Annotated in this window: 28 protein-coding genes; 22 read left to right on the top strand and 6 right to left on the bottom strand. The window is 62.8% G+C overall.

Annotated features, from left to right (window positions below):
* Positions 1–129: 129 nt before the first annotated feature.
* From rpsM to AC07UB_RS21940, 5 genes are all read left to right on the top strand, one after another.
* Positions 130–498, top strand: a complete 369-nt coding sequence (gene rpsM / locus AC07UB_RS21960) for a 30S ribosomal protein S13 (protein WP_492789967.1) — start codon at positions 130–132, stop codon at positions 496–498.
* A 106-nt stretch (positions 499–604) separates the two neighbouring features.
* Positions 605–994, top strand: coding sequence for a 30S ribosomal protein S11 (rpsK, locus tag AC07UB_RS21955; protein WP_006021048.1), 390 nt, complete (start codon positions 605–607; stop codon positions 992–994).
* Between the two features lie 105 nt (positions 995–1,099).
* Positions 1,100–2,131, top strand: coding sequence for a DNA-directed RNA polymerase subunit alpha (locus AC07UB_RS21950; protein WP_492792648.1), 1,032 nt, complete (start codon positions 1,100–1,102; stop codon positions 2,129–2,131).
* Between the two features lie 117 nt (positions 2,132–2,248).
* Complete coding sequence (gene rplQ / locus AC07UB_RS21945; protein ID WP_492789966.1) at positions 2,249–2,665, top strand: 50S ribosomal protein L17; 417 nt, start codon at positions 2,249–2,251, stop codon at positions 2,663–2,665.
* A gap of 172 nt (positions 2,666–2,837) precedes the next feature.
* Positions 2,838–3,632 (top strand): SDR family NAD(P)-dependent oxidoreductase, encoded by a 795-nt coding sequence (locus AC07UB_RS21940; RefSeq protein WP_494654887.1) that lies wholly within the window; start codon positions 2,838–2,840, stop codon positions 3,630–3,632.
* A 381-nt stretch (positions 3,633–4,013) separates the two neighbouring features.
* Here the strand turns inward: AC07UB_RS21940 and AC07UB_RS21935 are convergent, their stop codons facing one another.
* On the bottom strand, positions 4,014–5,030 hold the full coding sequence (locus tag AC07UB_RS21935; RefSeq protein ID WP_494654885.1) for a zinc-binding alcohol dehydrogenase family protein: 1,017 nt from the start codon (positions 5,028–5,030) through the stop codon (positions 4,014–4,016).
* A gap of 120 nt (positions 5,031–5,150) precedes the next feature.
* On the opposite strand from AC07UB_RS21935, the gene AC07UB_RS21930 reads away from it, so the two are divergent.
* From AC07UB_RS21930 to AC07UB_RS21895, 8 genes are all read left to right on the top strand, one after another.
* On the top strand, positions 5,151–5,576 hold the full coding sequence (locus AC07UB_RS21930; RefSeq protein ID WP_494654883.1) for a winged helix-turn-helix transcriptional regulator: 426 nt from the start codon (positions 5,151–5,153) through the stop codon (positions 5,574–5,576).
* Between the two features lie 59 nt (positions 5,577–5,635).
* The gene (locus AC07UB_RS21925) at positions 5,636–7,027 is read left to right on the top strand and encodes a DegQ family serine endoprotease (protein ID WP_494654881.1); all 1,392 of its coding nucleotides are present in this window, start codon (positions 5,636–5,638) and stop codon (positions 7,025–7,027) included.
* On the top strand, positions 7,024–8,355 hold the full coding sequence (locus AC07UB_RS21920) for a replication-associated recombination protein A (protein ID WP_494654880.1): 1,332 nt from the start codon (positions 7,024–7,026) through the stop codon (positions 8,353–8,355). The genes AC07UB_RS21925 and AC07UB_RS21920 overlap by 4 nt, the downstream gene beginning before the upstream one ends.
* Positions 8,352–9,602, top strand: a complete 1,251-nt coding sequence (locus tag AC07UB_RS21915; protein ID WP_494654878.1) for an RluA family pseudouridine synthase — start codon at positions 8,352–8,354, stop codon at positions 9,600–9,602. Before AC07UB_RS21920 ends, AC07UB_RS21915 begins: the two co-directional genes overlap by 4 nt.
* 45 nt (positions 9,603–9,647) lie before the next feature.
* Complete coding sequence (locus AC07UB_RS21910; protein ID WP_494654876.1) at positions 9,648–10,031, top strand: hypothetical protein; 384 nt, start codon at positions 9,648–9,650, stop codon at positions 10,029–10,031.
* Between the two features lie 73 nt (positions 10,032–10,104).
* Complete coding sequence (locus AC07UB_RS21905) at positions 10,105–10,878, top strand: ATP12 family chaperone protein (RefSeq protein ID WP_494654874.1); 774 nt, start codon at positions 10,105–10,107, stop codon at positions 10,876–10,878.
* Between the two features lie 117 nt (positions 10,879–10,995).
* Positions 10,996–12,600 carry a flagellar hook-length control protein FliK gene (fliK, locus tag AC07UB_RS21900; protein ID WP_494654872.1) on the top strand — a complete coding sequence of 535 codons (1,605 nt, stop codon included), beginning with the start codon at positions 10,996–10,998 and terminating at the stop codon, positions 12,598–12,600.
* Positions 12,597–12,863: an EscU/YscU/HrcU family type III secretion system export apparatus switch protein gene (locus tag AC07UB_RS21895; protein WP_492789956.1), complete on the top strand. Its 267-nt coding sequence runs from the start codon at positions 12,597–12,599 to the stop codon at positions 12,861–12,863. The genes fliK and AC07UB_RS21895 overlap by 4 nt, the downstream gene beginning before the upstream one ends.
* Here AC07UB_RS21895 and AC07UB_RS21890 read toward each other — a convergent pair.
* A complete protein-coding gene (locus AC07UB_RS21890; protein WP_494654870.1) occupies positions 12,860–13,231 on the bottom strand; it encodes a nuclear transport factor 2 family protein in 372 nt (123 codons plus the stop codon). The two genes, AC07UB_RS21895 and AC07UB_RS21890, sit on opposite strands and share 4 nt — an antisense overlap.
* Positions 13,232–13,330: 99 nt before the next feature.
* Between AC07UB_RS21890 and AC07UB_RS21885 the strand changes: the two genes are divergently transcribed.
* Together AC07UB_RS21885 and AC07UB_RS21880 are read left to right on the top strand one after the other, a co-directional pair.
* Positions 13,331–14,161 carry a penicillin-binding transpeptidase domain-containing protein gene (locus AC07UB_RS21885; RefSeq protein WP_494654868.1) on the top strand — a complete coding sequence of 277 codons (831 nt, stop codon included), beginning with the start codon at positions 13,331–13,333 and terminating at the stop codon, positions 14,159–14,161.
* 75 nt (positions 14,162–14,236) lie between these two features.
* Complete coding sequence (locus AC07UB_RS21880; protein ID WP_494654866.1) at positions 14,237–14,638, top strand: nuclear transport factor 2 family protein; 402 nt, start codon at positions 14,237–14,239, stop codon at positions 14,636–14,638.
* Between the two features lie 47 nt (positions 14,639–14,685).
* On the opposite strand, the gene AC07UB_RS21875 is transcribed toward AC07UB_RS21880, so the two are convergent.
* On the bottom strand, positions 14,686–15,102 hold the full coding sequence (locus AC07UB_RS21875) for a DUF4260 domain-containing protein (protein ID WP_494654864.1): 417 nt from the start codon (positions 15,100–15,102) through the stop codon (positions 14,686–14,688).
* 163 nt (positions 15,103–15,265) lie between these two features.
* On the opposite strand from AC07UB_RS21875, the gene AC07UB_RS21870 reads away from it, so the two are divergent.
* From AC07UB_RS21870 to AC07UB_RS21845, 6 genes are all read left to right on the top strand, one after another.
* Positions 15,266–16,798, top strand: a complete 1,533-nt coding sequence (locus AC07UB_RS21870; protein WP_494654862.1) for an acyl-CoA carboxylase subunit beta — start codon at positions 15,266–15,268, stop codon at positions 16,796–16,798.
* 147 nt (positions 16,799–16,945) lie between these two features.
* On the top strand, positions 16,946–17,287 hold the full coding sequence (locus AC07UB_RS21865; RefSeq protein ID WP_494655067.1) for a carboxymuconolactone decarboxylase family protein: 342 nt from the start codon (positions 16,946–16,948) through the stop codon (positions 17,285–17,287).
* A 211-nt stretch (positions 17,288–17,498) separates the two neighbouring features.
* Positions 17,499–18,287, top strand: coding sequence for a hypothetical protein (locus AC07UB_RS21860; protein WP_494654860.1), 789 nt, complete (start codon positions 17,499–17,501; stop codon positions 18,285–18,287).
* A 70-nt stretch (positions 18,288–18,357) separates the two neighbouring features.
* Positions 18,358–18,669, top strand: coding sequence for a hypothetical protein (locus tag AC07UB_RS21855; RefSeq protein WP_494654858.1), 312 nt, complete (start codon positions 18,358–18,360; stop codon positions 18,667–18,669).
* Between the two features lie 693 nt (positions 18,670–19,362).
* Positions 19,363–19,998: a trimeric intracellular cation channel family protein gene (locus AC07UB_RS21850; RefSeq protein WP_494654857.1), complete on the top strand. Its 636-nt coding sequence runs from the start codon at positions 19,363–19,365 to the stop codon at positions 19,996–19,998.
* 90 nt (positions 19,999–20,088) lie between these two features.
* Positions 20,089–20,322 carry a hypothetical protein gene (locus AC07UB_RS21845; RefSeq protein WP_494654855.1) on the top strand — a complete coding sequence of 78 codons (234 nt, stop codon included), beginning with the start codon at positions 20,089–20,091 and terminating at the stop codon, positions 20,320–20,322.
* A gap of 27 nt (positions 20,323–20,349) precedes the next feature.
* Here AC07UB_RS21845 and AC07UB_RS21840 read toward each other — a convergent pair whose 3' ends face one another.
* Complete coding sequence (locus AC07UB_RS21840) at positions 20,350–20,820, bottom strand: hypothetical protein (protein ID WP_494654854.1); 471 nt, start codon at positions 20,818–20,820, stop codon at positions 20,350–20,352.
* Between the two features lie 510 nt (positions 20,821–21,330).
* On the opposite strand from AC07UB_RS21840, the gene AC07UB_RS21835 reads away from it, so the two are divergent.
* Positions 21,331–21,585 (top strand): twin-arginine translocation (Tat), encoded by a 255-nt coding sequence (locus AC07UB_RS21835; RefSeq protein ID WP_494654853.1) that lies wholly within the window; start codon positions 21,331–21,333, stop codon positions 21,583–21,585.
* 76 nt (positions 21,586–21,661) lie between these two features.
* Here AC07UB_RS21835 and AC07UB_RS21830 read toward each other — a convergent pair whose 3' ends face one another.
* Positions 21,662–21,925 (bottom strand): GCG_CRPN prefix-to-repeats domain-containing protein, encoded by a 264-nt coding sequence (locus tag AC07UB_RS21830; RefSeq protein ID WP_494654852.1) that lies wholly within the window; start codon positions 21,923–21,925, stop codon positions 21,662–21,664.
* Positions 21,926–21,960: 35 nt separating this feature from the next.
* Entirely contained in the window at positions 21,961–22,827 is an 867-nt protein-coding gene (locus AC07UB_RS21825; protein ID WP_494654850.1) for a hypothetical protein, read from the bottom strand.
* Positions 22,828–22,845 lie beyond the last annotated feature (18 nt).

Genomic DNA, 22,845 nt, shown 5'->3' with positions numbered 1-22,845 from the left:
TTCAGACGATGCCGGGCCCCGAACCAAAAGTGGGGAGGGCGTCGTGTTCGCCGTTTGTGAACACCCGCCCGACGCCAAAGACTTAACAAGACAGGCCGTCCGACACGGATGGCGACAGGAGCGAAGACCGTGGCCCGTATTGCAGGCGTCAACATTCCGACCAACAAGCGCGTGCTGATCGCGCTTCAGTACATTCATGGCATCGGCCAGAAGAATGCCGCGTCCATCGTCGAGCAGCTCAAGATTCCGGCCGAGCGCCGCGTCTCGCAGCTCACCGACGCGGAAGTCTTGCAGATCCGCGAAATGATCGACCGCGACTTCCTCGTCGAGGGCGACCTGCGCCGCGAAGTCGGCATGAACATCAAGCGCCTGATGGACCTCGGCTGCTATCGCGGCCTGCGTCATCGCCGCGGCCTTCCGGTGCGCGGTCAGCGCACCCACACCAATGCGCGCACGCGCAAGGGTCCGGCCAAGGCCATCGCCGGCAAGAAGAAGTAATTTCGTATCGACGACCAAACCGATCCGGTCCGCAAGGGCCGGATGATCACCTGAAATTCCCCAGCGTCTGGCACCACGGACGCGCTTGAAGGAAGAGACCAAGACTATGGGTAAAGAAGCCACTCGCGTCCGCCGCCGTGAACGCAAGAACATCGCATCCGGCATCGCGCACGTGAATTCGTCGTTCAACAACACGACCATCACCATCACCGACGCGCAGGGCAACACCATTGCCTGGTCGTCGGCCGGCACGATGGGCTTCAAGGGATCGCGCAAGTCGACTCCGTATGCGGCGCAGGTTGCTGCCGAAGACGTGTCGAAGAAGGCGCAGGAGCACGGCATGCGCACGCTCGAAGTCGAAGTCGCGGGTCCGGGTTCGGGTCGTGAGTCGGCGCTGCGTGCCCTGCAGGCGGCGGGCTTCACCGTGACGTCGATCCGCGACGTCACCACGATCCCGCACAACGGTTGCCGTCCGCGCAAGCGTCGGCGCGTCTGATTGTTTTTTACTGCCGCGGGCAATATGTGCCCGCGTTGTTTTTAAGATGCGATGACGCGGGTCGCTCCCGCGCCGCAAACCTCCAACGCCAAGAATTCGAGTGGCATGGGTGAACAAGTGACGATCCAGAAAAATTGGCAAGAACTCATTCGTCCGAACAAGCTGGCGGTCACGCCGGGTTCGGATCCGACCCGTTTCGCAACCCTCGTCGCTGAGCCGCTCGAGCGCGGCTTCGGCCAGACGCTCGGCAACGCGCTGCGCCGCGTGCTGCTGTCGTCGCTGCAGGGCGCTGCCGTGCAGTCGGTTCACATCGACGGCGTGCTGCACGAGTTCTCCTCGATTGCAGGCGTCCGCGAGGACGTGACCGACATCGTGCTGAACATCAAGGACATCTCGATCAAGATGCAGGGCGAAGGCCCGAAGCGCATGGTCGTGAAGAAGTCCGGCCCGGGCGTCGTCACCGCCGGTGACATCCAGACCGTCGGCGATGTCGTCGTGCTGAACCCGGATTTGCAGATCTGCACCCTCGACGAGGGCGCCGAGATCCGCATGGAGTTCACCGTGAACTCCGGCAAGGGCTACGTCGCCGCCGAGCGCAACCGTCCCGAGGACGCGCCGATTGGCCTGATCCCGGTGGACAGCCTGTTCTCGCCGGTTCGCAAGGTGTCCTACAAGGTTGAGAACACCCGCGAAGGTCAGATCCTCGATTACGACAAGCTGACGCTGACCATCGAGACCAACGGTGCGATCTCGCCGGACGACGCGCTCGCTTACTCGGCGCGCATCCTGCAGGACCAGCTCAACGTGTTCGTGAACTTCGAGGAGCCCCGCAAGGAGGTTGCCGCCGAGATCATTCCGGATCTCGCCTTCAACCCTGCGTTCCTCAAGAAGGTCGACGAACTCGAACTGTCGGTTCGTTCGGCCAACTGCCTGAAGAACGACAACATCGTCTACATCGGCGATCTCGTGCAGAAGTCGGAAGCCGAAATGCTTCGCACCCCGAACTTCGGCCGCAAGTCGCTGAACGAAATCAAGGAAGTGCTGGCCCAGATGGGTCTGCACCTCGGCATGGAAGTGCCCGGCTGGCCGCCGGAGAACATCGACGAGTTGGCCAAGCGCTTCGAAGATCACTACTGAGCGATTCAATCGTCGTGGCCGGGTGCAAACTCGGCCACCACGTTTTGGGCGAACGCAGGCAGCCCACCTGAGCAACATCTCCGGCAAGCCGTCGGGATAGAGATTGAGGACTAAACTATGCGTCACGGAAAAGTACATCGTAAGCTCAACCGCACGGCAGAACACCGCAAGGCGATGTTTGCAAACATGTGCGCCGCGCTGATCAAGCACGAGCAGATCATCACCACCTTGCCGAAGGCGAAGGAATTGCGCCCGATCGTCGAGAAGCTGGTGACGCTCGGCAAGAAGGGCGGCCTCTCGATGCGCCGTCAGGCGATCAGCGAGATGCGCGATCTCACGCAGGCCAAGAAGCTGTTTGACGTTCTGGCGCCGCGCTACAAGGATCGTCAGGGCGGCTACACCCGCATCATCAAGGCCGGCTTCCGCTACGGCGACAATGCGCCGCTCGCGGTGATCGAGTTCGTCGACCGCGACGTCGATGCCAAGGGCCTCGACTCGGGCCCGGTGCAGGAGAAGTCGGCAGACGCCGCCTAAGCTTCCTCACTTCAGACGTTCGGAAAAAGCGGCGCCTCAAGCGCCGCTTTTTTGTTACCCGATCCCTGATGTTTCCCCTGAGGCCACGATGCCGTGAACCCGGGGACACGATCCTGCGATGGCGTTTGCGGCCTCGCACGCCATATGAGGCTCCATAGCAAAGGAGCATTCCATGAAGATCGATCTTTCAGGCACCACGGCTGTCATTACCGGCTCGACCGGCGGCATTGGACTCGCCATCGCCAGGGGCCTCGCCGGAGCGGGCGCCAGCGTGGTGGTCAATGGACGGACACAGGCCAAGGCTGACGCGGCGGCGGCTGCCATCGTCCAGGCTGTGCCGGGTGCGAAAGCGCGCGGTGTCGCCGCCGACGTGTCCACCGCAGCCGGCTGCAAGACGCTGGTCGCCGCCGTGCCCGACGTCGACATTCTCATCAACAACGCGGGCATCTTCGAGCCGAAGGACTTCTTCGAGATATCCGACGAGGACTGGAGCCGCTTCTTCGACGTCAACGTAATGTCTGGCGTGCGGCTGTCGCGCGCCTACATGCCCGGAATGCTGAAGCGCAACTGGGGCCGCATCGTTTTCATCTCGTCGGAATCCGCGATCAACATTCCGAAGGAGATGATTCATTACGGCACGACCAAAACGGCGCAGCTTGCGATTTCGCGCGGGCTCGCGGAGATGACCAAGGGCACCAATGTGACGGTCAATTCGGTGCTGCCGGGGCCGACCATGTCGGAAGGCGTCGAGACCTTCGTGAAGGATCTCGCCAAACAGAACGGCCAGTCGGTGGAGGAGGCGGCGTCCCAGTTCGTCAAGCAGCATCGCGGCACATCGCTGATCCAGCGGTTCGCAAGCGTCGACGAGATCGCCAACATGGTGGTCTATGTCTCGTCGCGTGAAGCCTCCGCGACCAATGGCGCAGCGCTGCGGGCTGAAGGCGGCATCATCCAGACGATCGCGTAAGTCTGGATCCCTGCGGGCCTCACATGTGAGAAACAAAAAAGGCGGCGCAGGGTGCGCCGCCTTTTTCAGATGCCGGCCCGCGGGCATGCGAGCGAAACATGGAAGGTTCTGAGCGAAAGAGGCGCGCACCCGAAAGGCAGAAACCGCTTTGAAACTCGGGCGGAAGCTAAAAGTTTTCGATGACAGATTTGTAACAACGGCTCGATCGTTGCTGCAACGCGGCCATGCGCCGCAATGCGGCACGAAGGTCACGCACATCGAGAATCGCAGCAACCGCGACGGATGTATGATTGAAAAAAGAGAGCAGCGCTTGGCGCTGCTCTCTTTGAATGCGTGATCCCAAATTTGAAATTACGCGAGGTGCTGTAATACAGGCGGAACTTACCAGCCTTCCAGCACCAGCTTTCCGGTCGAGCGGCCACCCTCAATCGCTGCGTGCGCTGCCTTGAGATTTACCGCGTTGATGGTGCCCATCGTCTTGTCGAGTGTTGTCCGCAGCACGCCGCTGTCGATCAAGCCGGCAACCTCGTCGAGCAGCTTGTGCTGTTCGATCATGTCCTCGGTCTGGAATGACGAGCGCGTGAACATCGATTCCCAATGCAGCGATACGGCCTTGCCTTTCAGCAGCATGACATTCGGCGGCGTCGCGGGATCGTCGATCAGGCCGATCTTGCCTTGAGGGGCGATGATGTCGGCGAGCGCCTGGAAATGCTGTTCGGTGTTGGTCAGCGCGGCGATCAGTCCGACAGGCGGTGCGTTGAGGGCCGCAATCTGCTCCTTCATGGACTTGGAGTGATCGATGACATGATGGGCGCCGAGATCGAGACACCATTTGGTGGATTCCGGCCGCGATGCCGTGGCGATCACGGTCAGGCCGGTCAGCTTGCGGGCGAGCTGAATCAGGATCGATCCGACGCCGCCTGCGCCGCCGACAATCAGCAGCGACCGCGGCTCGGCGGTTTTGCTTTGCTTGGCGCCGAGGCGGTCGAACAGCAGTTCCCATGCGGTGATCGAGGTGAGGGGAAGTGCAGCCGCCTGCGCAAATGACAGCGTCTTCGGTTTCCGGCCGACGATGCGCTCATCGACCAGATGAAACTCCGAGTTGGTGCCCTGACGCAGGATCGAGCCCGCGTACCAGACTTCGTCACCCGCCTTGTAGAGCGTGACGTCCGGTCCGACCGCGTCGACAATTCCTGCTGCGTCATAGCCGAGGATCTTGGTTTCGCCTGCCGGCGGTTCGGCCCGCTTGCGGACCTTGGTGTCCACAGGATTGACCGAGATCGCTTTCACCGCGACGCGGATGTCGCGTCCCTTCGGCTCGGGCTTTGCGGCGTCGAAGTCCACCAGCGCGTCCGGTGCATCGATCGGAAGTGATTTTTTGTAACCCACGGCTTTCATTTCTGGCTCCAATTGATGATCGGCGGTTTGTCGGAACCTACGTGTCTCGCTTAAGCCCGAATTGCAAGTACTGTCGTTTTGGGGATATAGTCACCGTTCGGATACCAATGGATTTATCTCATGAAACGACGAGATTTCGGCTGCGCCCCGGGCTGCTCCGTGGAAGTGACGCTCGATCTGATCGACGGCAAGTGGAAGGGCGTCATCCTCTACCACCTGCAGGAGGGGCGGTTGCGCTTCGGCGAACTGCGCAAGCGGTTGCCCCGGATCACGCAGCGGATGCTGACAAAGCAGCTTCGTGCGCTGGAGGAGGATGACCTCATCATCCGCAAGGTGTATGCCGAGGTTCCGCCACGGGTGGACTATGAACTGTCCGAGACGGGCCAGCGGCTGCGGCCGGTGATCGATGCGCTCAAGTCGTGGGGCGATGACAATCGGGCCCGGCTTGACGCGTCCTCTGGAGACAAAGCCGTGACGACAGGACAGAAAAGCAGGCAGCCGCCCGAGACAGCGCCTCGTGCGTCGAGGCAGCCGCAACCCGTGTGACTTCATTCGCCGTATTTGGGCGCGACTTTAACTTAGGCATCAGATTCAGGACCAATTTCATGATCGTCGTTCGCGCGCTCATTGCGCTTGTTATCTCCTCGGCTTTCACCGCACCGGCGCTGGCGCAGGATCGCATCGTTCCGGTCTCGCCGAACCAGCTGCGCATGTCGTATGCGCCCATCGTGCAGCGCGTACAGCCGGCGGTGGTGAACGTCTACGCCGCCAAGGCGATCCCGCGTAATCCAATGCTCGACGATCCGATGTTCCGCCGCTTCTTCGGCGTGCCGGGCGGACAGCCGGAGCAGATGCAGCGCTCGCTGGGCTCCGGGGTGATGGTCGATCCGTCGGGTCTGGTCGTGACCAACAATCACGTCATCGAAGGCGCGGACCAGGTGAAGATCTCGCTGTCCGACAAGCGCGAGTTCGAGGCCGAGATCGTGCTGAAGGACAGCCGGACCGATCTCGCCATCCTGCGGATCAAGGACGCCAAGGAGAAATTCCCGACGCTCGAATTCTCGAACTCGGACGACGCGCTGGTCGGCGATGTCGTGATCGCCATCGGCAATCCGTTCGGCGTCGGCCAGACGGTGACTCACGGCATCATCTCGGCGCTGGCGCGCACCCAGGTCGGCGTCAGTGACTACCAGTTCTTCATCCAGACCGACGCCGCCATCAATCCCGGCAACTCCGGCGGCGCGCTGGTGGACATGACCGGCAGGCTGGTCGGCGTGAACACGGCGATCTTCTCGCGTTCCGGTGGGTCGCAGGGCATCGGCTTTGCGATTCCCGCCAACATGGTGCGCGTCGTCGTGGCCTCGGCAAAGAGCGGCGGCACCGCGGTGAAGCGTCCGTGGCTCGGCGCGCAGTTGCAGGGCGTGACGCCGGAGATCGCGGATACGCTGGGAATCAAGCGTCCCACAGGCGCTCTGGTGACGAACGTGCTGTCTGGAGGTCCGGCTGCGCGCGCCGGCCTCAAGGTGTCCGACCTGATCGTGGCCGTCGACGGCCAGGCGATCGATGACCCCAACGCGTTCGGTTATCGCTTCGCCACGCGCCCGCTCGGCGGTTCAGCGCAGGTGGAGGTGATGCGTGCTGGCAAGTCGGTCAAGCTCACAGTTCCGCTCGAAACCGCGCCGGACACCGGGCGCGATGAAATCGTCATCAAGGCGCGCTCGCCGTTCCAGGGCGCGAAGGTCGCGAATATCTCTCCGGCCCTTGCCGATGAATTGAAACTCGATACGAGCACCGAAGGCGTGGCCGTGACCGAATTCACCGACGACGCGCTGGCAGCGAATGTCGGATTCAAGAAAGGTGACATTATTCTGGCCGTGAACGGCCAGAATATTGCCCGCACGTCGGATCTTGAAAAGGTTACGCGCGAAGGCGCGCGGCTCTGGCGCATCACGGTCCTCCGCGGCGGCCAGCAGCTCAACGTGGTTCTGGGGGGGTGAGCCCGAAGCGACCACAGTCGTCAGCGAACCTCTTCGCCGCCGCCGGCCTGGAGCAGGACGCACCGCGTCCGCTGCCGGACAAGCTGCGGCCGCGTTCGCTTGCCGAGGTGGTCGGACAGGATCACATCCTGGGGCCGGATGGCGCGCTGACCCGGATGCTGGAAACGCGCTCGCTCGGCTCGCTGGTGTTCTGGGGACCGCCCGGCACCGGCAAGACCACGGTGGCGCGGCTGCTGGCGGATGCGACCGAACTTGAGTTCGAGCAGATCTCCGCAGTGTTCTCCGGCGTCGCCGATCTCAAGCGGGTGTTCGACGCCGCGCGCGCCCGCCGCGAAATGGGCAAGGGCACGCTGCTGTTCGTGGACGAGGTGCACCGCTTCAACCGCGCCCAGCAGGATTCATTCCTGCCGGTGATGGAAGACGGCACCGTGGTGCTGGTCGGCGCGACCACGGAGAACCCGTCGTTCGAGTTGAACGCGGCGCTTCTGTCACGCGCGCGGGTGCTGGTGTTTCATTCGCTGGATACCGCGGCGGTCGAGAAACTCTACGCCAACGCCGAACAGGTCGAGGGCAAGAAGCTGCCGCTCGATGCGGAAGCCCGCGCCGTGCTGGTGCGGATGGCCGATGGCGACGGCCGCGCCGCGCTGACGCTGGCGGAGGAAGTCTGGCGTGCCGCGCGCGCCGATGAAGTGTTCAACGCAGCGCAATTGCAGGACATTCTCCAGCGCCGCGCGCCGATCTACGACAAGTCCGCCGACGGGCATTACAACCTGATCTCGGCGCTGCATAAGTCCGTGCGCGGTTCCGATCCGGATGCATCACTTTACTATTTGGCGCGGATGCTCGACGCCGGCGAAGACCCGTTGTTTCTGGCGCGGCGGGTGGTGCGGATGGCGGTGGAAGACATCGGCCTTGCCGATCCGCAGGCGCTGGTGATCTGCAACGCCGCCAAGGATGCTTATGATTTTCTCGGCAGCCCCGAAGGCGAACTCGCCATCGCGCAGGCGGTGATCTATCTCGCCACCGCGCCGAAATCCAACGCGGGTTACATGGCCTACAAGGCCGCGATGCGCACGGCGAAGGAAGGCGGCTCGCTGCTGCCGCCGAAGCACATCCTCAATTCGCCCACCAAGCTGATGAAGTCCGAAGGCTATGGCGGCGGTTACGAATACGACCACGACACCCCGGAGGCTTTTTCCGGGCAGGACTACTTTCCCGAGGCGCTTGGCCGCCAGACGTTCTACGATCCGCCGGACCGTGGGTTTGAACGTGAGATTCGCAAGCGGCTCGATTACTGGGCCAAGCTGAGAAAAGAAAAATCATCATGAGCCGCCGCGTCAGAAAACCATTGGCCAAAAAGTCTGTTCGTGACGCGGGAAAGCGCACAGGTCCCAAACGCGCGTCAGACAAGCGTGGGTCGGAGAAGTTCGACAAGCGCGACGGCGAACGCGGGCCGGTCCGGTCGACCGCCGGCAAGTTTCCGCCGCGCCGTCCGGCCGCGGAGTTTTCGCGCTCGGCAAAGCCCATGCGTGAGCAACGTCCTGAGCCGGTGAGGGAAGAGAAGCCCGCGCCGCCGCCGTTGCCGACGAAGGTACAGACCGTTGTCGTTACCGCCGACGAGAACAACATGCGCGTGGATCGCTTCCTCGAGCATCGTTTTCCCGGCCTGTCGTTTTCCCACATCCAGCGCATCGTCCGCAAAGGCGAGCTGCGGATCAACGGCAAGCGCGCCGACAGCAAGGACCGGATCGAGGAAGGCCAGAGCATCCGCATCCCGCCGCTACAACTCGATACGCCGAAGGTCGGCGGCGAACTGTCCGAGGCGGCAAACAAGACGCTCGAAGAACTTCGCAAGATGATCCTGTTCGAGGACGCCGACGTGATGGTGCTGAACAAGCCCGCGGGTCTGGCGGTGCAGGGCGGTTCGGGCATCACCAAGAACGTCGACCAGATGCTGGAAGTGATGCGCGACGCCAAGGGCCAGAAGCCCCGCCTTGTGCATCGTCTCGACCGCGAGACCTCCGGCTGTCTCTTGATCGCCAAGACGCGCTTCGCAGCGACCGCGCTGACCGGCTCGTTCCGTCATCGCTCGGCGCGCAAGATCTACTGGGCGCTGGTCGCCGGCGTGCCGAAGCCGAAGCAGGGCCGCATCTCGACTTATCTCGCGAAAGACGAGAGCGAGGACGATTCCATCATGCGCGTCGCAGCCCATGGCGACGAGGGCGCGGCCCATGCCGTGACCTATTATGCGGTGGTGGAAGCCTCGGCGCAGAAGCTGTGCTGGGTGTCGCTGAAACCGGTGACGGGGCGCACGCATCAGTTGCGCGCGCACATGGCGCATATCGATCACGCGATCGTGGGCGATCCGAAATACTTCAACAAGGAAAACTGGGAACTGCCCGGCGGGATGCAGAAGCGGTTGCACCTGCTGGCGCGGCGCATTGTGATTCCGCATCCGCGCGGCGGATTCATCGACGCCACCGCGCCGTTGCCGCCGCACATGCTGCAATCGTGGAACCTGCTCGGCCTCGAGGCCGACCGTTTCGATCCGATCGAGAACGCGCCGGAGGAATGATCACTCACGGGTGATCCTCTTGCCGCCACGCTGCGGGATGACGATATGGTTGTGATGAACAAATTCGCCGTTGCAATTCTGGTTGCGTTGTCCGTGGTTGCCGTTTCCGGCGGCGCGAACGCGCAGCTCTATCCGCCGGGCGGCATCAACAACCAGCCCGTTATTCCGTATCCGACTGCGCCGGCCGCGCCTCCGCCGCCGGCGATCACTGTGCCGACGGTGCCGCAGATGAATTCGCCGCCGCCGTTTGCGCTTCAGAACACGAGGCCGGGAGTCGTGACGCAGGACACGCCGCCGAAACAGGTGCTCAAGCGCGACCGCCGCCCGTCGTTCAGCGACCGCGTGGCGCGCTGTCTTGACGACGGCGCTGCGTGGGGCATGAATCCGAACCAGCGGGCGGCCTATTCGCGCTCGTGTGCGAACCAATAGGGCATGACCCCGAAAAGTGGGTACCGGTTTTCGGAAAAGGTCATGCCTAAAAAATTAGAAGGCTGGCGAGCGTATGCGCGAACTGTTCGATGAAGTTGCAGGCAAGTCGCCGCTCGATCCGCGCGAGGCTGTGCGCAATTCCTCCCGCACGCCGCTGCGCAAGCGTTTCTACACGACTGCGGGCGTGACCGAAGGACCGGAAGGTTTTGCGGTAACGCTCGACGGCAAGCCGGTTCGCACGCCGGGGAAGAATCTGCTCGCGGTGCCGACGCGCGAGCTTGCCGAGGTGATGGCCTCCGAATGGGAGGCGCAGACAGACAATATCGATCCGATGGCGATGCCGCTGACGCGGCTGGCCAACAGCGTGATCGACGGGGTCGCGCGTGATGTTCAGGCCGTCGCGGACGATGCCGCGAGGTATTTCGAGACCGATCTGCTGTTCTATCGCGCGGGCTTCCCCGAAGGTCTGATCGCGCGGCAGGCGGAGCATTGGGACCCCGTGCTGCGCTGGGCGGCCGATCATCTCGGCGCGCATTTCATTCTCACCGAAGGCGTCATGCATGTGCAGCAGCCGGAGACGGCTGTGGCGGCAACACGCGCCGCATTGCCGGCCGATGCCTGGCCGGTCGGCGCGTTTCATGTCGTGACCTCGATCACAGGCTCCGCACTGCTGGCGCTGGCGTTGAAGCACGGCGTGCTGGACGCGGCGCAGGTCTGGGCCGCGGCGCATGTGGACGAGGACTGGAATCGCGAGAAATGGGGCGCCGACGACGAGGTTGAGGCTCTTCGCGCCGCCCGGCTCAGGGATTTCGAGGCCGCGGCGAGGGTGCTGAAGGTGCTGTCCTGACAGGTTCGGTTAACAAGACGTTTACGACGCTGGGCTAGCTTCCGGCGAGCATGATGCCGAAAAGTGTGAAGCGGTTTTCGGACAACATCATGCTCCAGATTCACGGAAACCGTCCGCATGTCGATTGCCATCAATCCCGTCTTTCCCGTCGTCGCGGCCCAGGGGCTTGCGGCGGGCGTGGCGTTGCAGCCGGGCACCGTGATCGACGCGACCGTGCTCAAGCAGCTCGACGCCAATCTGGTCCGGATCGCGATTGCGAACCTCACCATCGAAGTGTTGTCGGAAGTCCCGTTGCAGGTCGGGCAGACGCTGCAACTCGCGGTGTCGCAGACGCCGCAGGGCGTGCGGCTTCAGATCGTGCCGGGCGAGAGCGACGCCCAGTCCCTGCCTGCCGCATCCGCTGGAGCAGCGAAGGTCGATACCGTCAGCGTTCCGAAATCCGATGTGCCGGTGCAGGCCGCAGCGGCGGGGCGTGTGCTGACCAATCTCGAAGCGCTGGCGGTGTCCGCCGCGGTGCAGACCGCTGCCGCGCGGCAGGGCAGCCTGTCGCCGCTGTTCGCGAACCTGAGCGTCGCGGCGCAATCCTCCGCATTGCCCCAGACCCTTCAACAGGCGGCGGCGCAACTGCTGGCGCAGCGCACACCGCTGGGCGACAACCTGACCGGCGATGCCCTCAAGACGGCGTTTCAGAAATCGGGATTGTTTCTCGAACAGACTCTTGCAAGCGCATCGCCGCCGTCGGCAGCCACGCCGGACATGAAGGCGGCGCTGATCGTGTTTCGCCAGACCGTTGCGTCGTGGCTCGGCAATGCGCCTGCAATTGCGGCGACGCCGCAGCCGTCGACTGTGCCGCCATCTGCCGCGCCACCGCTGTCCCCGGAGGGTGACGCCGAAATCCTTCTTCCGCAGGCGCCGATCGTCATTGCCGATGATGCTGCTGGGCCTGATGCCAAGGTCCGCATCTTCGCGCCGAACGAGCCGTTGCCGACGGCGGCGAACCGCGCCGCATTGGCGAGCGCCGGGCTGACGGAGATGCAGGAGATCCTGCAAGGTTTTCCGAAGGGCGTTCGCGATGCCGTCGCGAACCTGCTCGATGCCGAGGGGCGCGCGATGCCGCGTGCGACAGCGGACGGCGACGCCGCATTCGCGCAGACCAACGTTCCGCCGCCGCCGTTTCGCGGATCGGCGACCAGCGCGCAGCCCATCGCCTTGCCGTCGCTCGCGCCGGACGATGCGCCGGTCATGATGGCTCATCGCCTGATCGAGGATACCGACGCAGCACTCGCGCGGCAGACGCTGCTGCAAGTGGCCTCATTGCCGCTCGATGCGCCGGGCGTCCGGGCCGATCCGGCGATCCCGCGCTGGAATTTCGAGATTCCGTTTGTGACCCCGCAGGGCACGGCCGTGGCGCAGTTCGAGATTTCGCGTGATGGCAAGGCGGGAGAGCTTGAGGCCGCACAGCGCGTCTGGCGTGCGCGTTTCTCCCTCGATGTCGAACCGAGCGGGCCGGTCCATGCGCTGGTCTCGCTGAGCGGCGGGCGGACGTCGGTGCGGATGTGGGCGGAACGGCCCGCGACGGCGGCGCAACTGCGGATCAACGCGCCGCAGCTTTCGCACGCGCTGCGCGAGGCCGCCCTCGAGCCGGGGGACATCGTGATCGGCGAGGGCGCGCCGCCGAAGGCCGCGCCGCCGGCCGGACATTTTCTGGATCGCGCGCTATGAGCATCGATGTCAAGAACACGCTCGCGGTCGCGCTGCATTACGACAAGAAGGGTGCGCCCCGCGTCGTCGCCAAGGGCCGGGGCACGCTCGGCGACAAGATCGTCGAGATCGCCAAAGAGAACGATATTCCGATTCAGGAAAACGAAGTGCTGGCGGGGGCGCTGTCCAATGTCGAGCTTGGCGAGGAAATTCCCGCCGAGCTTTACAAGGGCGTCGCGGAAGTCCTCATTTTCGTCATGCGGCTGACGGGGCGGCTGCGCTAAACGGCGGGCGCGGGTCCGAAAAATCCAATCATCTTCGTCAGGCGGCCATCGGGGCCGATTTCGCCGATATCGATCGACGTGTCGCCACGGCTGCCGTCGCCGCGCACGAGCCGCCAGAGAAAACGCAGCACATTGTGATGGGCGTCGACGCCGCTCATGAATTCGAGATAGGCGCCGGGCCGTCCGGCCTGAACCTCGGCGATGCGGCGGGAGAGGCCAGCGCGTCCGGTGATTTCGACGTTCGGATCGACATAGACGCCGTTCTCGGCCCAGCATGAGGCCAGCAGCGCGTCGCGCGCGGCGGCATCGGTCTCGTTCCATGCCGCAATGTACTGCCGCACAATCTCGCCGGTATCGCTTTTCGTCATTAACGCTCGCTCCCTGATTTTCCCGACAGTAGCCCGGCTGCTGTCATGCTTTCAACACGAAGCACGGGACATTGGCGGGCGGTGTCTGGAGACCTTACGATGATTGATCGCCGCAACGTCCTTGCCTTGCTTGCCGGTGCCTGTGTCCCGGCGCGGGCGCTGGCCGATACCGCGCCCCGGCGCGAGAGCCGCCCCGGTTTGCTCAAGCATTTTGCGGACGAAGGCACCGTCGGGACGTTTGCGGCTTACAAGGCAGGCGACAACGCGATCATCGTCAGCGACGACACGCGATCGCGCGCAGCCGTCCTGCCGGCATCCACCTTCAAGATTGCGAATTCCATCATCGCGCTGGACACCGGCGTGGTCTCCGATCCCGACAAGGATATGTTCAAGTGGGACGGCGTGACGCGCAGCATTCCCGACTGGAACAAGGATCACACCCTGCGCTCGGCCATCGCGGCCTCTGCCGTGCCCGTGTATCAGCAGATCGCGCGGCGGGTCGGCGCGGAGCGGATGCAGAAATATGTCGATGCGTTCGATTACGGCAACCGCAACATCGGCGGCGGCATCGCTCGCTTCTGGCTGACGGGCGATCTGCGTATTAGCCCGATGGAGCAGATCGCGTTCGTCGACAAGCTGCGGCGCGGCGTGTTGCCCGCCTCGAAGCGCGCGCAGGATCTGACGCGCGACATTCTTCCCGTCACGACATTTGGCGACAGCCTCATCCGCGCCAAAACCGGACTGATCGGCGTCGATGACCGGACCGCCATCGACGGCATCAAGAGTTCGCTGGGCTGGTTGGTCGGTTGGGCCGAGAAGGGCAGCGCGCAGACCGTGTTCGCGCTCAACCTCGACATTCGCGAGCCGAAACATTCCGCCAGCCGCACCACCATTGCGCAGAAATGTCTCGCGGACATCGGCGCGATCTGACGTTTTGTCCCGTTTCGCGTGGAGGCGAGATGCGTTACGCTCACCCCAAGAACATAAAATCAGGGAGAGCCAGCCATGTCGTCGTCAGCCGCAGCAAAGATTGCGCCGTCCGCATCCTGGAAGGACATCGCCACCCGCTACAATGCGGCGTGGAACGCGCACGATGTTCCGGCGATCATGGCGATGCACGTCGACGACACCAGCTACCAGCGTCACGGCAGCCCGAAAGTGTACAAGGGCAAGGAGGCCGTCGCCGAGCAGTTCGGCAAGGATTTCTCCGGCCTGCCTGGACTGCATTTCGAAGGCGTCGCGCTCTACGGCAGCGACGATCATTTCGTCTCGGAATCGATCCTGACAGCGACAAAGCCCGACGGCACGCCGGTGACCATGGAGCTTGTCGATGTCATCACGCTGCGCGACGGCAAGGTGGTGTCGAAGTCGAGCTACTTCGTCGCGAGCCGTCCGCCGAAAACATAAGGCGAGTCCTTTACCTCTCCCCGCTAGCGGGGAGAGGGAGCGCATCTTCAAGTGCGCGCCGCATCCTTCCCGATCCGCCCGAGATGCGTGAACGAAAATCCCGCGTCGTATTTCAGGCCGTAGCCGAGCGCGCGGTCGATGCCGATATGCGCCAGCCAGATCAGCGACAGGTGCATCGCGAGCGGCGAGGGCATCACCATCCCGGCGATGCACAGCAGCGTCGGCAGGATGCTGGAATGAACCGTGTTGTAGGCCGCGGCCCCGGCGCGGGGACCGGCGAGATAACCGAGAAAGCTCAGATCCGGCGCCAGCAGCAGGATCGCGAACATCCACCAGGAGCCTTCAAAAACGCCGTAGAACACGATGGCGGCGAGGCCGAGCGCGGCGCCCTCCAGCCGCAGCAGGGTGCGGACCCCGCCGGTGGCGGCGCCTGTCGTGGCCGGTATGGTCGTCCTGTCGGTCATGGCCGCGAATCCCCTGTAAAGAGCGCCTTTTACCATGCGGCGCGGGCTGTCCGGACCCGCCAATTCGCGCCTGCCGGCCATTTTCTCCCGCTCGAACAGCGTGCTAGAAAGCTGGCCACATTCGTGAGAGGGCGGCGCCCGCCGCCAAGCTGGGGCGACATCCATGAAGCATATTCTCGAAGCACTCGATGACCGGCGCGCGGGCGCGAAAAAAGGCGGCGGCGACAAGCGCATCGAGGCGCAGCACGCACGCGGTAAGCTCACCGCCCGCGAGCGCATCGAACTGCTGCTCGACAAGGGCTCGTTCGAGGAGTTCGACATGTTCGTCGAGCATCGCTCGGTCGAGTTCGGCATGGAGAAGAACAAGATTCCCGGCGACGGCGTCGTCACCGGCTGGGGCACGGTCAACGGCCGCACCATCTTCGTGTTCGCCAAGGACTTCACCGTGTTCGGCGGCTCGCTGTCGGAAACCCACGCGCTGAAGATCACCAAGTTGCAGGACATGGCGCTGAAGGCGCGGGCCCCGATCATCGGGCTTTACGATGCGGGCGGCGCGCGCATTCAGGAAGGCGTCGCGGCGCTGGCGGGTTACTCCTACGTGTTCCGCCGCAACGTGCAGGCCTCGGGCGTCATTCCGCAGATCAGCGTCATCATGGGTCCGTGCGCGGGCGGCGACGTCTATTCGCCGGCGATGACCGACTTCATCTTCATGGTGAAGAACACCAGCTACATGTTCGTCACCGGCCCGGACGTGGTGAAGACCGTCACCAACGAAGTGGTGACGGCGGAAGAACTCGGCGGCGCCAGCGTTCACGCCACGCGCTCGTCCATAGCCGACGGCGCGTTCGACAACGATGTCGAGACGCTGCTGCAGATGCGCCGGCTGATCGATTTCCTGCCCAGCAACAACACCGTCGGCGTTCCGGAATGGCCGAGCTTCGACGACATCGAGCGCGTGGACGACTCGCTGGACACGCTGATCCCGGCCAATCCGAACCAGCCTTACGACATCAAGGAACTGATCCTTAAAGTTGTGGACGAGGGGGATTTCTTCGAGCTCGCCGATACGTTCGCGAAGAACGTCGTCACCGGCTTCGGCCGCATCGCGGGCAAGACGGTGGGCTTTGTCGCCAATCAGCCGATGGTGCTGGCGGGCGTGCTCGACAGTGACGCCTCACGCAAGGCCGCGCGCTTCGTGCGTTTTTGTGACGCATTCAACATTCCGATCGTGACGTTCGTGGACGTGCCGGGCTTCCTGCCGGGCACCGCGCAGGAATACGGCGGGCTGATCAAGCACGGCGCGAAGCTGCTGTTCGCCTACAGCCAGTGCACGGTGCCGCTGGTCACGGTGATCACGCGCAAGGCTTACGGCGGCGCGTTCGACGTGATGGCCTCGAAGGAAATCGGCGCGGACATGAACTATGCCTGGCCGACGGCGCAGATCGCGGTGATGGGCGCGAAGGGCGCGGTGGAGATCATCTTCCGGCAGGACATCGGCGACGCGGAGAAGATCGCCGCGCGCACCAAGGAATACGAAGACCGCTTCCTGTCACCGTTCGTCGCCGCCGAGCGCGGCTATATCGACGACGTGATCATGCCGCACTCGACCCGCAAGCGCATCGCCCGCGCGCTGGCGATGCTGAAGGACAAGCATGTCGACGTGCCGATGAAGAAGCACGACAATATTCCGTTGTGAGGTCGCGCGACGGATGACCGAAATTTCCAGCGTGCCGGGGCTGTCAGCCACGCGCACGTTGGACATCATGAAGAGGCGTTCGCGAATGACCCCGACACGTTGAAGGTGGCGGGCTCGTAAATCCCGATAACCGAGGAGGCAGCGATGATGTTCGACTGGAACGCATACAGGCAGCAGCTTCTGGGCAAGATCGGTGAAATCGGAAAGCTCAGTCCCAGCATTACGCGGGGATACGCAGAGATCAGCGGGGCGGGTGCGAAGACGGGGCACCTTGATGCCAAGACCCGCGAACTGATCGCGCTGGCTGTCGCCGTGACCCGGCAGTGCGATGGCTGCATCACCGTGCACACCGACGCCGCCGTCAAGCACGGCGCAACGCGCGAAGAAGTCGCCGAAGCGCTCGGCGTCGCCATCGCGCTAAATGCCGGAGCAGCGTTGGTTTATTCCGCGCGAGTCATGGACGCTTATGACGCTGTAACAAAGGCTTAGCGGCTGTAAGTGATGCCACCGGCGCGCTGGCGATATTAAGGACAAGCACGTTAATGTGCCGATGGCGAAGCACGGCAGATGATCGTGAATGTAGCCATTTCGCAACACCGGTGGAACATTCTTTCGAACGTAACCGGGTGTATTTACCGCGCATCTGAATTGAGTTCCCCTTCGGGCTTTCAAGGAAAGCTCATTTTAGTAGGGGGGAGTTATGGGATTTTTGTCTCACAAGTTGTTGCTGATAACGTCCTGCGTACTTGTTTCTAGTTGTGCCGGCTTGCAGACGTCTGTCCGCGAGGAGGCGATTGAACTACAGAATATCAAGGCAGGGATAGAGTGCGAACTCGCTGCGGTCCTGCGCGAAAAGAAGAATGCGGCTTGGGATTTGTCGACTTGGGATGTGAAGTCGACACTCGACCTGACGGTGGTGAGAACCATCGGTGCGGACGGCAAAGTTGCTTGGGTTATACCGGCTGTCGCTGCAATCAAATTAACGCCGACGCTGGGAGCTGCGCGAAAGGACACGAGGATTGGCCATCTCGAGTTCACGACAAACCTGAAGGAGTTGGATAGGACGGCTGCCCCCGAATGTATGACAAGCTCAAATCCGTCTGAGACCGGAATGGGGTTGGCCGCGTGGATTGATTCGACGCTGCTTGCTTTGTCGAATGAGAAGAAATCCCACCGCGGATTGAGTTACACGTCCGAGTTTGAAATCGCGATCAACGCTGATACGAGATTTGGCTATACAATTACGAACATTGATGCCGATGTTGGAGGTGGCGTCACGCGCGTTGGCACGAACCGTCTCTCGGTTGCCATTGCGCCGCCGGCAGGTGATCCTGCTGCCATTCCTGTTTACAATGTGCCCAATCCGAATGTCATTAACAAGAATGGTGTGATGACACTCGTTAATCCGCCCGCTGGTTCAGTTTCAAGGGAAAATCCAAACATTAATCGGATGCTTATTTTGAGAGCGCCTGTACGGATCGAACGATAACAAGCGTTGCCCGGATGGCGCCGCATTCCATCCGGGTAACAGTCCGATGTCTTCAGGATATTCAAGTCTCATGCCCCACATCCTCTGCATCCGCGCCACTGTCCTAGATGAATCCAAGCGCGCCGCGTTCGACGCGTGGTATTCGCGCGAGCATCTGCCGGATGCTGTGAAGTCGTTCGGGTCAAAGCGCGCGTGGCGCTACTGGCTTGCCAATGATCCCGCCGTGCATCTGGCGATGTATGAATTTCCCGACCGCGCGTCGCTCGATGCCGCCGCCGGCGGCGAGGAGATGAGGCGGCTGGTGAAGGATTTCGACCGCGACTGGCCCGAGGTGAAACGCTCGCGCGAGATTCTGGTGCAGGCCGAGGAATACGGCGTCTAAGGCAAAGTATTGCTCCACACTCAGTCGTCATCACCGGGCTTGACCCGGTGATCCACGCCTTACTCGCAATTCGAAAAGAAGGCCGTGGATGGCCGGGTCAAGCCCGGCCATGACGAACACTAAAACCACACGCTATCTCTCATAATGGTTATGGCCCGGCCGCGCATCCTTCGAGGCTCGCCGCAAAGGCGGTTCGCGCCTCAGGATGACGCGCCATCTTTCAGCGGCAAACCCTTGACTTTCCCTCATCCGGAATATAATCCTATATCGCTTTCGCTTCCTCCGCGCTCATGACGCGGAGGGAATGGAAGCCGCAGTCCGCCCCATAACATCGGGGCGTGGCTGGTGGAGCGCCGGGAGGCGCAGCGTCAGCGCGGTGGGCTTCGCAACCCCATCGATGCAGGACGCGCGCGCCTCGCGAGACGGACTCGCAATCCGTTTCGTGGCGGTTCGCGGACGAACCTCTCGCAAAGGTTCGTCGAAGGGTGCCTCGCAAGCACCCTGGCGCCTCCCGGCGCTCCATTTCTTCTCGCGAGGAAATGAAACGGGACAGGGTGGTCCGCGCCCTCATATGAAGCGGATGCTGTGCCGTGCGTGTGGCGGTAGTCGCGTCCGCATCGGATGTTCGCGCGGACGGGCGTTGGACGCGCGCCTAGCGCTGCGAGGGCAGTGGAACTGTGCTAGGCCTTCGCCATGGAACCCGCCGAATCGGTGCTCTTTATTTTCGGGTTGTTCGCCATGGTCGCCGAGGCCATGACGGCGGCGCTCGCGGCCGGGCGGCGCAAGATGGACTGGTTCGGCGTCGCGATGCTCGGATGCGTGACCGCGCTCGGTGGCGGCTCGCTGCGCGACGTGCTGCTCGGGCATTATCCGCTGCTCTGGGTGAAACATCCCTCGCTGCTATTTCTCACCGGCGGATCGGCGCTGCTCACCATCGCGCTCGCGCGGGTTGTGCATCGCTTTCATTATCTTTTTCTCGTCCTCGACGCGATCGGCCTCGTGGTCTTCACCATCATCGGTTGCAGTGTGGCCAGGCAAATGGGCCAGCCGCTGACCATTGTGGTGGTGGCGGGCATGATCACTGGATGCGCCGGCGGCGTGCTGCGCGATATTCTCTGCACCGAAGTACCGCTGCTGTTCCGCAGCGAGCTTTACGCCAGCGTTTCCTTGATGACGGGCGCGATCTATGTCGCGGGCACGCAGTTCGGCGTCGAACATGTCGCGGTGGTCATCGGCTCGGTGGCGTTCGGCCTGACGTTCCGTCTCCTGGCAATTCGTTACAAATGGGAAATGCCGAAGTTCATCTACGAGCGCGAAGGGCCGCACTGAGCTTCCGGGTTCGTGCATCGGCGTTTTCGTCCGGCGCTCCGCGGCATTTTGTTCCGGGGAACATATAGGCAGGCTGCGCGGTTGTTTTGCATGCCGACATCAAAGCCGCCGCCAATGATCATTCAGCCGCCCGCCGACGGCAGCCACGTGCCACGGCAAATGGTGTCGCGGGTCGCGCTGGTCGGGCCGACGCAGCCGACGCCTCATGACAAGGCGCTCTGTGCCAAGACGCGGAGTGAGGCGTTGAAATTGCAGCGCGAAGCGTTGGGCCGGTCGATCCCGAAAACGGATTCCGCGCAAGCCGGGCACGAAAAGACATCCTGAAGATGCGACGTGAGTTGGCGTGACGCGCTAGCCGGTGCGGCGGGCGCGCGCTGTGAAACCTGCAACAATCTGCATGCACGCACCGAGCAGCCAGGCGACGGCCAGCGCCACTGTCCATGTTGCGTCGCTGTCGGCATCGGCCACAATAAAATACACCGAAATCAAAGCCGTCAGTGCGGTGAGAAATGTGCCTGCGGAGCTGAGAAGTTCCACCGGATCGGTGGGAACTGCGGGCTCGCCGTTCGGCGCCATGTGGACCCTGCCGGACCGATGCGGCGGAACATCGATCCCCAGATAGAAGCCGACCGCTCCCAGAAGCGTCAGGAACAGCACCAATCCGACCGAACCGAGCGCTTCCACGCGCGCGTTCGACACATGGGCGGCGACAAACAGTCCGCATGAAGCTCCCGCCATGGAGAGTCCGATCCGCTCAATGACGTGTGCGCAGCGGCTGGTGCGCGAACGAGTTGCAGGCTGGACGATGATGCTGTCTGCCATCTGACACCAACACCGGAACCGCAAAAGGTTTCATCGTTCCGGAAAAATATATTCGCATGGTTCTGCGGCGCGGGGTGCGCCTTGTGCGGCGTGCGCGCTTGACATTTCCTCTTCTGGAATATATTCCTATTGCGTGCTCAAGGTCCCGCTCATGGCGAGGGGACGAGGCAACGGCCACCCACACATCGGGCGATAGCTCAGGGGAGTGGAGTGCAGCGGGACGCGCGGAGCATCACGCAAGTCGAGGTGACATGCGCGGCGTTGCAAGAGCTTCGACCGTGATCGGCTTCATGAAGAGATGCGGGATTCTGCGCGCGCGATATCGACTCGCGCGCGACGATCTGCGCGAGAGGTAAGATGAGACGCTGCGAAGAATTTTCCTCAAGTGGTTCGCAAAGTTTGCGCGCGTGACCAGCGAGTGTGGAACCAACAGGGTTCATACTGCGTTCATCGCCTGTGCGGGACAGTCGTGCCGTTGCAAACTTCGCTTCCACCACGGAGGAATAAACTATGGAACGTCGTGAGTTTCTGAGATTCGCGTTCGGCGTCGCTGCCGGCGCGGGAGCTATCGCAGCCGCTGCTTCGGCCGCGACCGCCGCTCCGATGCTGGCCCCGCATCATCTGACTCCCCGTCAGGAACCCGACATGGCTGCCAAGCCCGCTGTTGCCGATCAGGACGACCTCGCACGCGCCGGCGTCGAGCAGGTGCAGTGGCGCCGCCGCAGGCATTATCGCCGCCGTTACTGGCGCCGTCGCCGCTGGTAAGCAGCGGTCAACAATAAAAACTCCGGCTTCGATGCGATCGAAGCCGGAGTTTTTATGTACGCTTATGCGTCTTGCGTTATTCCCGGCGGCATTTGCCCATCACGTTACGGCGATATCCGAGCGGGCATTTGCGGGCGAACAGTTTCATCAGCCTCGGACCGTCAGGTTGCGGACGGCACACGCCGCTCGGCAGGCGATGAAATCCGATGCCGCATCCGTCTTTCACCGTCACAACGTCCGCTGTCATTTGAAATGCCAGGGGAGCCAGCGGCGCCGCGCGCGCGGCGTTGGCCGGAAGCGCCACGATTGCCAGGAGAACTGCTGCAAGAAGCGTCTTCATCGTGGATGTTCTTTCAGTCGCAATGCCGCGGGCGTTCAGAGCTTCGGTGCGTTCCCGAGCGGGGTCTTGTTCAGCGCCTCGTTCTTCTCGGCTGCGAAGGCATCTGCGTCGATCTTCGCCGCGCTGACGATCTGCTTGAAGTCGATCAGCGTGAATTCGGTTTTCGCGACCCGGTCCGGCGTGATGCCAGATGAAATCTCGACGCTGACCAGAGCATCGCAATTGGCTGCCTTGGCTTCGGCGGCGAGCTTGTCCAGCGACTTGTCCGAGGTCTGGGCGCGCTTGAGCGTCGCGACGCAGCTTCCGCGTCCGTTTGCGTCGTTGAGTGCAACGGCAGCCTTGGGATTGATCGGCGCATTGAGCGCGTCCGCCGCGGAGGCGGGCGTGTACTTCTGCTTCACCGACATCACCTTGCCGGCCTTGTAGAAATAATACATGCGTCCGTCGCCGATCGCGGTGGGCGGACCGTATTTCGTCGTCACGCGTTCGATCATTTCCGTCTTCAGGGGCTGCTTGTCGGAGGCGAATCCGAGAGTGCGCGTGATGTAATAGGCGCGGTTCGCGCTGGCGGGCGAGGAAAACACCGCCATCATCGATTCGCCTGCATGATTGCTGCTGGCGGGCGAGACGAACTTCATCGACGTGATGTAGGTCACGTTGGTGCCGCCGAATTTCTGCTGCGCGGCCTCCGGCTTCACGCCGGGAAGATCCTTCAGATAGGTCTCGAAAATCGGCGACGCCTTGCTGCCCTCGGTATTGCTCGACAGGCCGACAATGTCGGGCTGGAGTTTTCCGGAGAATGCCGTCTCGGGCGTTTTCGGCCTGATTTCATAGGCCCAGCCGGCCGCGGGCGCAGCAATCGAAAACAGCGCGAGAAATGCCACCAACCCACTGCGAAACATGGAACACCTGTCTGAAAA

The organism is Afipia sp. GW821-FHT04G03 (assembly GCF_059419985.1).
This window is presented reverse-complemented; position numbering and strand designations above follow the sequence as displayed.

Excerpts from the sequence above, each read along its gene's own strand:
- AC07UB_RS21845 (WP_494654855.1), top strand. The coding sequence starts at position 20,089 with ATGCCGACATCAAAGCCGCCGCCAATGATCATTCAGCCGCCCGCCGAC.
- AC07UB_RS21870 (WP_494654862.1), top strand. The coding sequence starts at position 15,266 with ATGAAGCATATTCTCGAAGCACTCGATGACCGGCGCGCGGGCGCGAAA.
- AC07UB_RS21830 (WP_494654852.1), bottom strand. The coding sequence starts at position 21,925 with ATGAAGACGCTTCTTGCAGCAGTTCTCCTGGCAATCGTGGCGCTTCCG.
- AC07UB_RS21925 (WP_494654881.1), top strand. The coding sequence starts at position 5,636 with ATGATCGTCGTTCGCGCGCTCATTGCGCTTGTTATCTCCTCGGCTTTC.
- fliK (WP_494654872.1), top strand. The coding sequence starts at position 10,996 with ATGTCGATTGCCATCAATCCCGTCTTTCCCGTCGTCGCGGCCCAGGGG.
- AC07UB_RS21915 (WP_494654878.1), top strand. The coding sequence starts at position 8,352 with ATGAGCCGCCGCGTCAGAAAACCATTGGCCAAAAAGTCTGTTCGTGAC.
- AC07UB_RS21940 (WP_494654887.1), top strand. The coding sequence starts at position 2,838 with ATGAAGATCGATCTTTCAGGCACCACGGCTGTCATTACCGGCTCGACC.
- AC07UB_RS21835 (WP_494654853.1), top strand. The coding sequence starts at position 21,331 with ATGGAACGTCGTGAGTTTCTGAGATTCGCGTTCGGCGTCGCTGCCGGC.
- AC07UB_RS21890 (WP_494654870.1), bottom strand. The coding sequence starts at position 13,231 with ATGACGAAAAGCGATACCGGCGAGATTGTGCGGCAGTACATTGCGGCA.
- AC07UB_RS21930 (WP_494654883.1), top strand. The coding sequence starts at position 5,151 with ATGAAACGACGAGATTTCGGCTGCGCCCCGGGCTGCTCCGTGGAAGTG.
- AC07UB_RS21850 (WP_494654857.1), top strand. The coding sequence starts at position 19,363 with ATGGAACCCGCCGAATCGGTGCTCTTTATTTTCGGGTTGTTCGCCATG.
- AC07UB_RS21950 (WP_492792648.1), top strand. The coding sequence starts at position 1,100 with ATGGGTGAACAAGTGACGATCCAGAAAAATTGGCAAGAACTCATTCGT.
- AC07UB_RS21840 (WP_494654854.1), bottom strand. The coding sequence starts at position 20,820 with ATGGCAGACAGCATCATCGTCCAGCCTGCAACTCGTTCGCGCACCAGC.
- AC07UB_RS21910 (WP_494654876.1), top strand. The coding sequence starts at position 9,648 with ATGGTTGTGATGAACAAATTCGCCGTTGCAATTCTGGTTGCGTTGTCC.
- AC07UB_RS21880 (WP_494654866.1), top strand. The coding sequence starts at position 14,237 with ATGTCGTCGTCAGCCGCAGCAAAGATTGCGCCGTCCGCATCCTGGAAG.
- AC07UB_RS21935 (WP_494654885.1), bottom strand. The coding sequence starts at position 5,030 with ATGAAAGCCGTGGGTTACAAAAAATCACTTCCGATCGATGCACCGGAC.
- AC07UB_RS21875 (WP_494654864.1), bottom strand. The coding sequence starts at position 15,102 with ATGACCGACAGGACGACCATACCGGCCACGACAGGCGCCGCCACCGGC.
- AC07UB_RS21865 (WP_494655067.1), top strand. The coding sequence starts at position 16,946 with ATGTTCGACTGGAACGCATACAGGCAGCAGCTTCTGGGCAAGATCGGT.
- rpsK (WP_006021048.1), top strand. The coding sequence starts at position 605 with ATGGGTAAAGAAGCCACTCGCGTCCGCCGCCGTGAACGCAAGAACATC.
- AC07UB_RS21885 (WP_494654868.1), top strand. The coding sequence starts at position 13,331 with ATGATTGATCGCCGCAACGTCCTTGCCTTGCTTGCCGGTGCCTGTGTC.
- rplQ (WP_492789966.1), top strand. The coding sequence starts at position 2,249 with ATGCGTCACGGAAAAGTACATCGTAAGCTCAACCGCACGGCAGAACAC.
- AC07UB_RS21895 (WP_492789956.1), top strand. The coding sequence starts at position 12,597 with ATGAGCATCGATGTCAAGAACACGCTCGCGGTCGCGCTGCATTACGAC.
- AC07UB_RS21855 (WP_494654858.1), top strand. The coding sequence starts at position 18,358 with ATGCCCCACATCCTCTGCATCCGCGCCACTGTCCTAGATGAATCCAAG.
- AC07UB_RS21825 (WP_494654850.1), bottom strand. The coding sequence starts at position 22,827 with ATGTTTCGCAGTGGGTTGGTGGCATTTCTCGCGCTGTTTTCGATTGCT.
- AC07UB_RS21860 (WP_494654860.1), top strand. The coding sequence starts at position 17,499 with ATGGGATTTTTGTCTCACAAGTTGTTGCTGATAACGTCCTGCGTACTT.
- AC07UB_RS21905 (WP_494654874.1), top strand. The coding sequence starts at position 10,105 with ATGCGCGAACTGTTCGATGAAGTTGCAGGCAAGTCGCCGCTCGATCCG.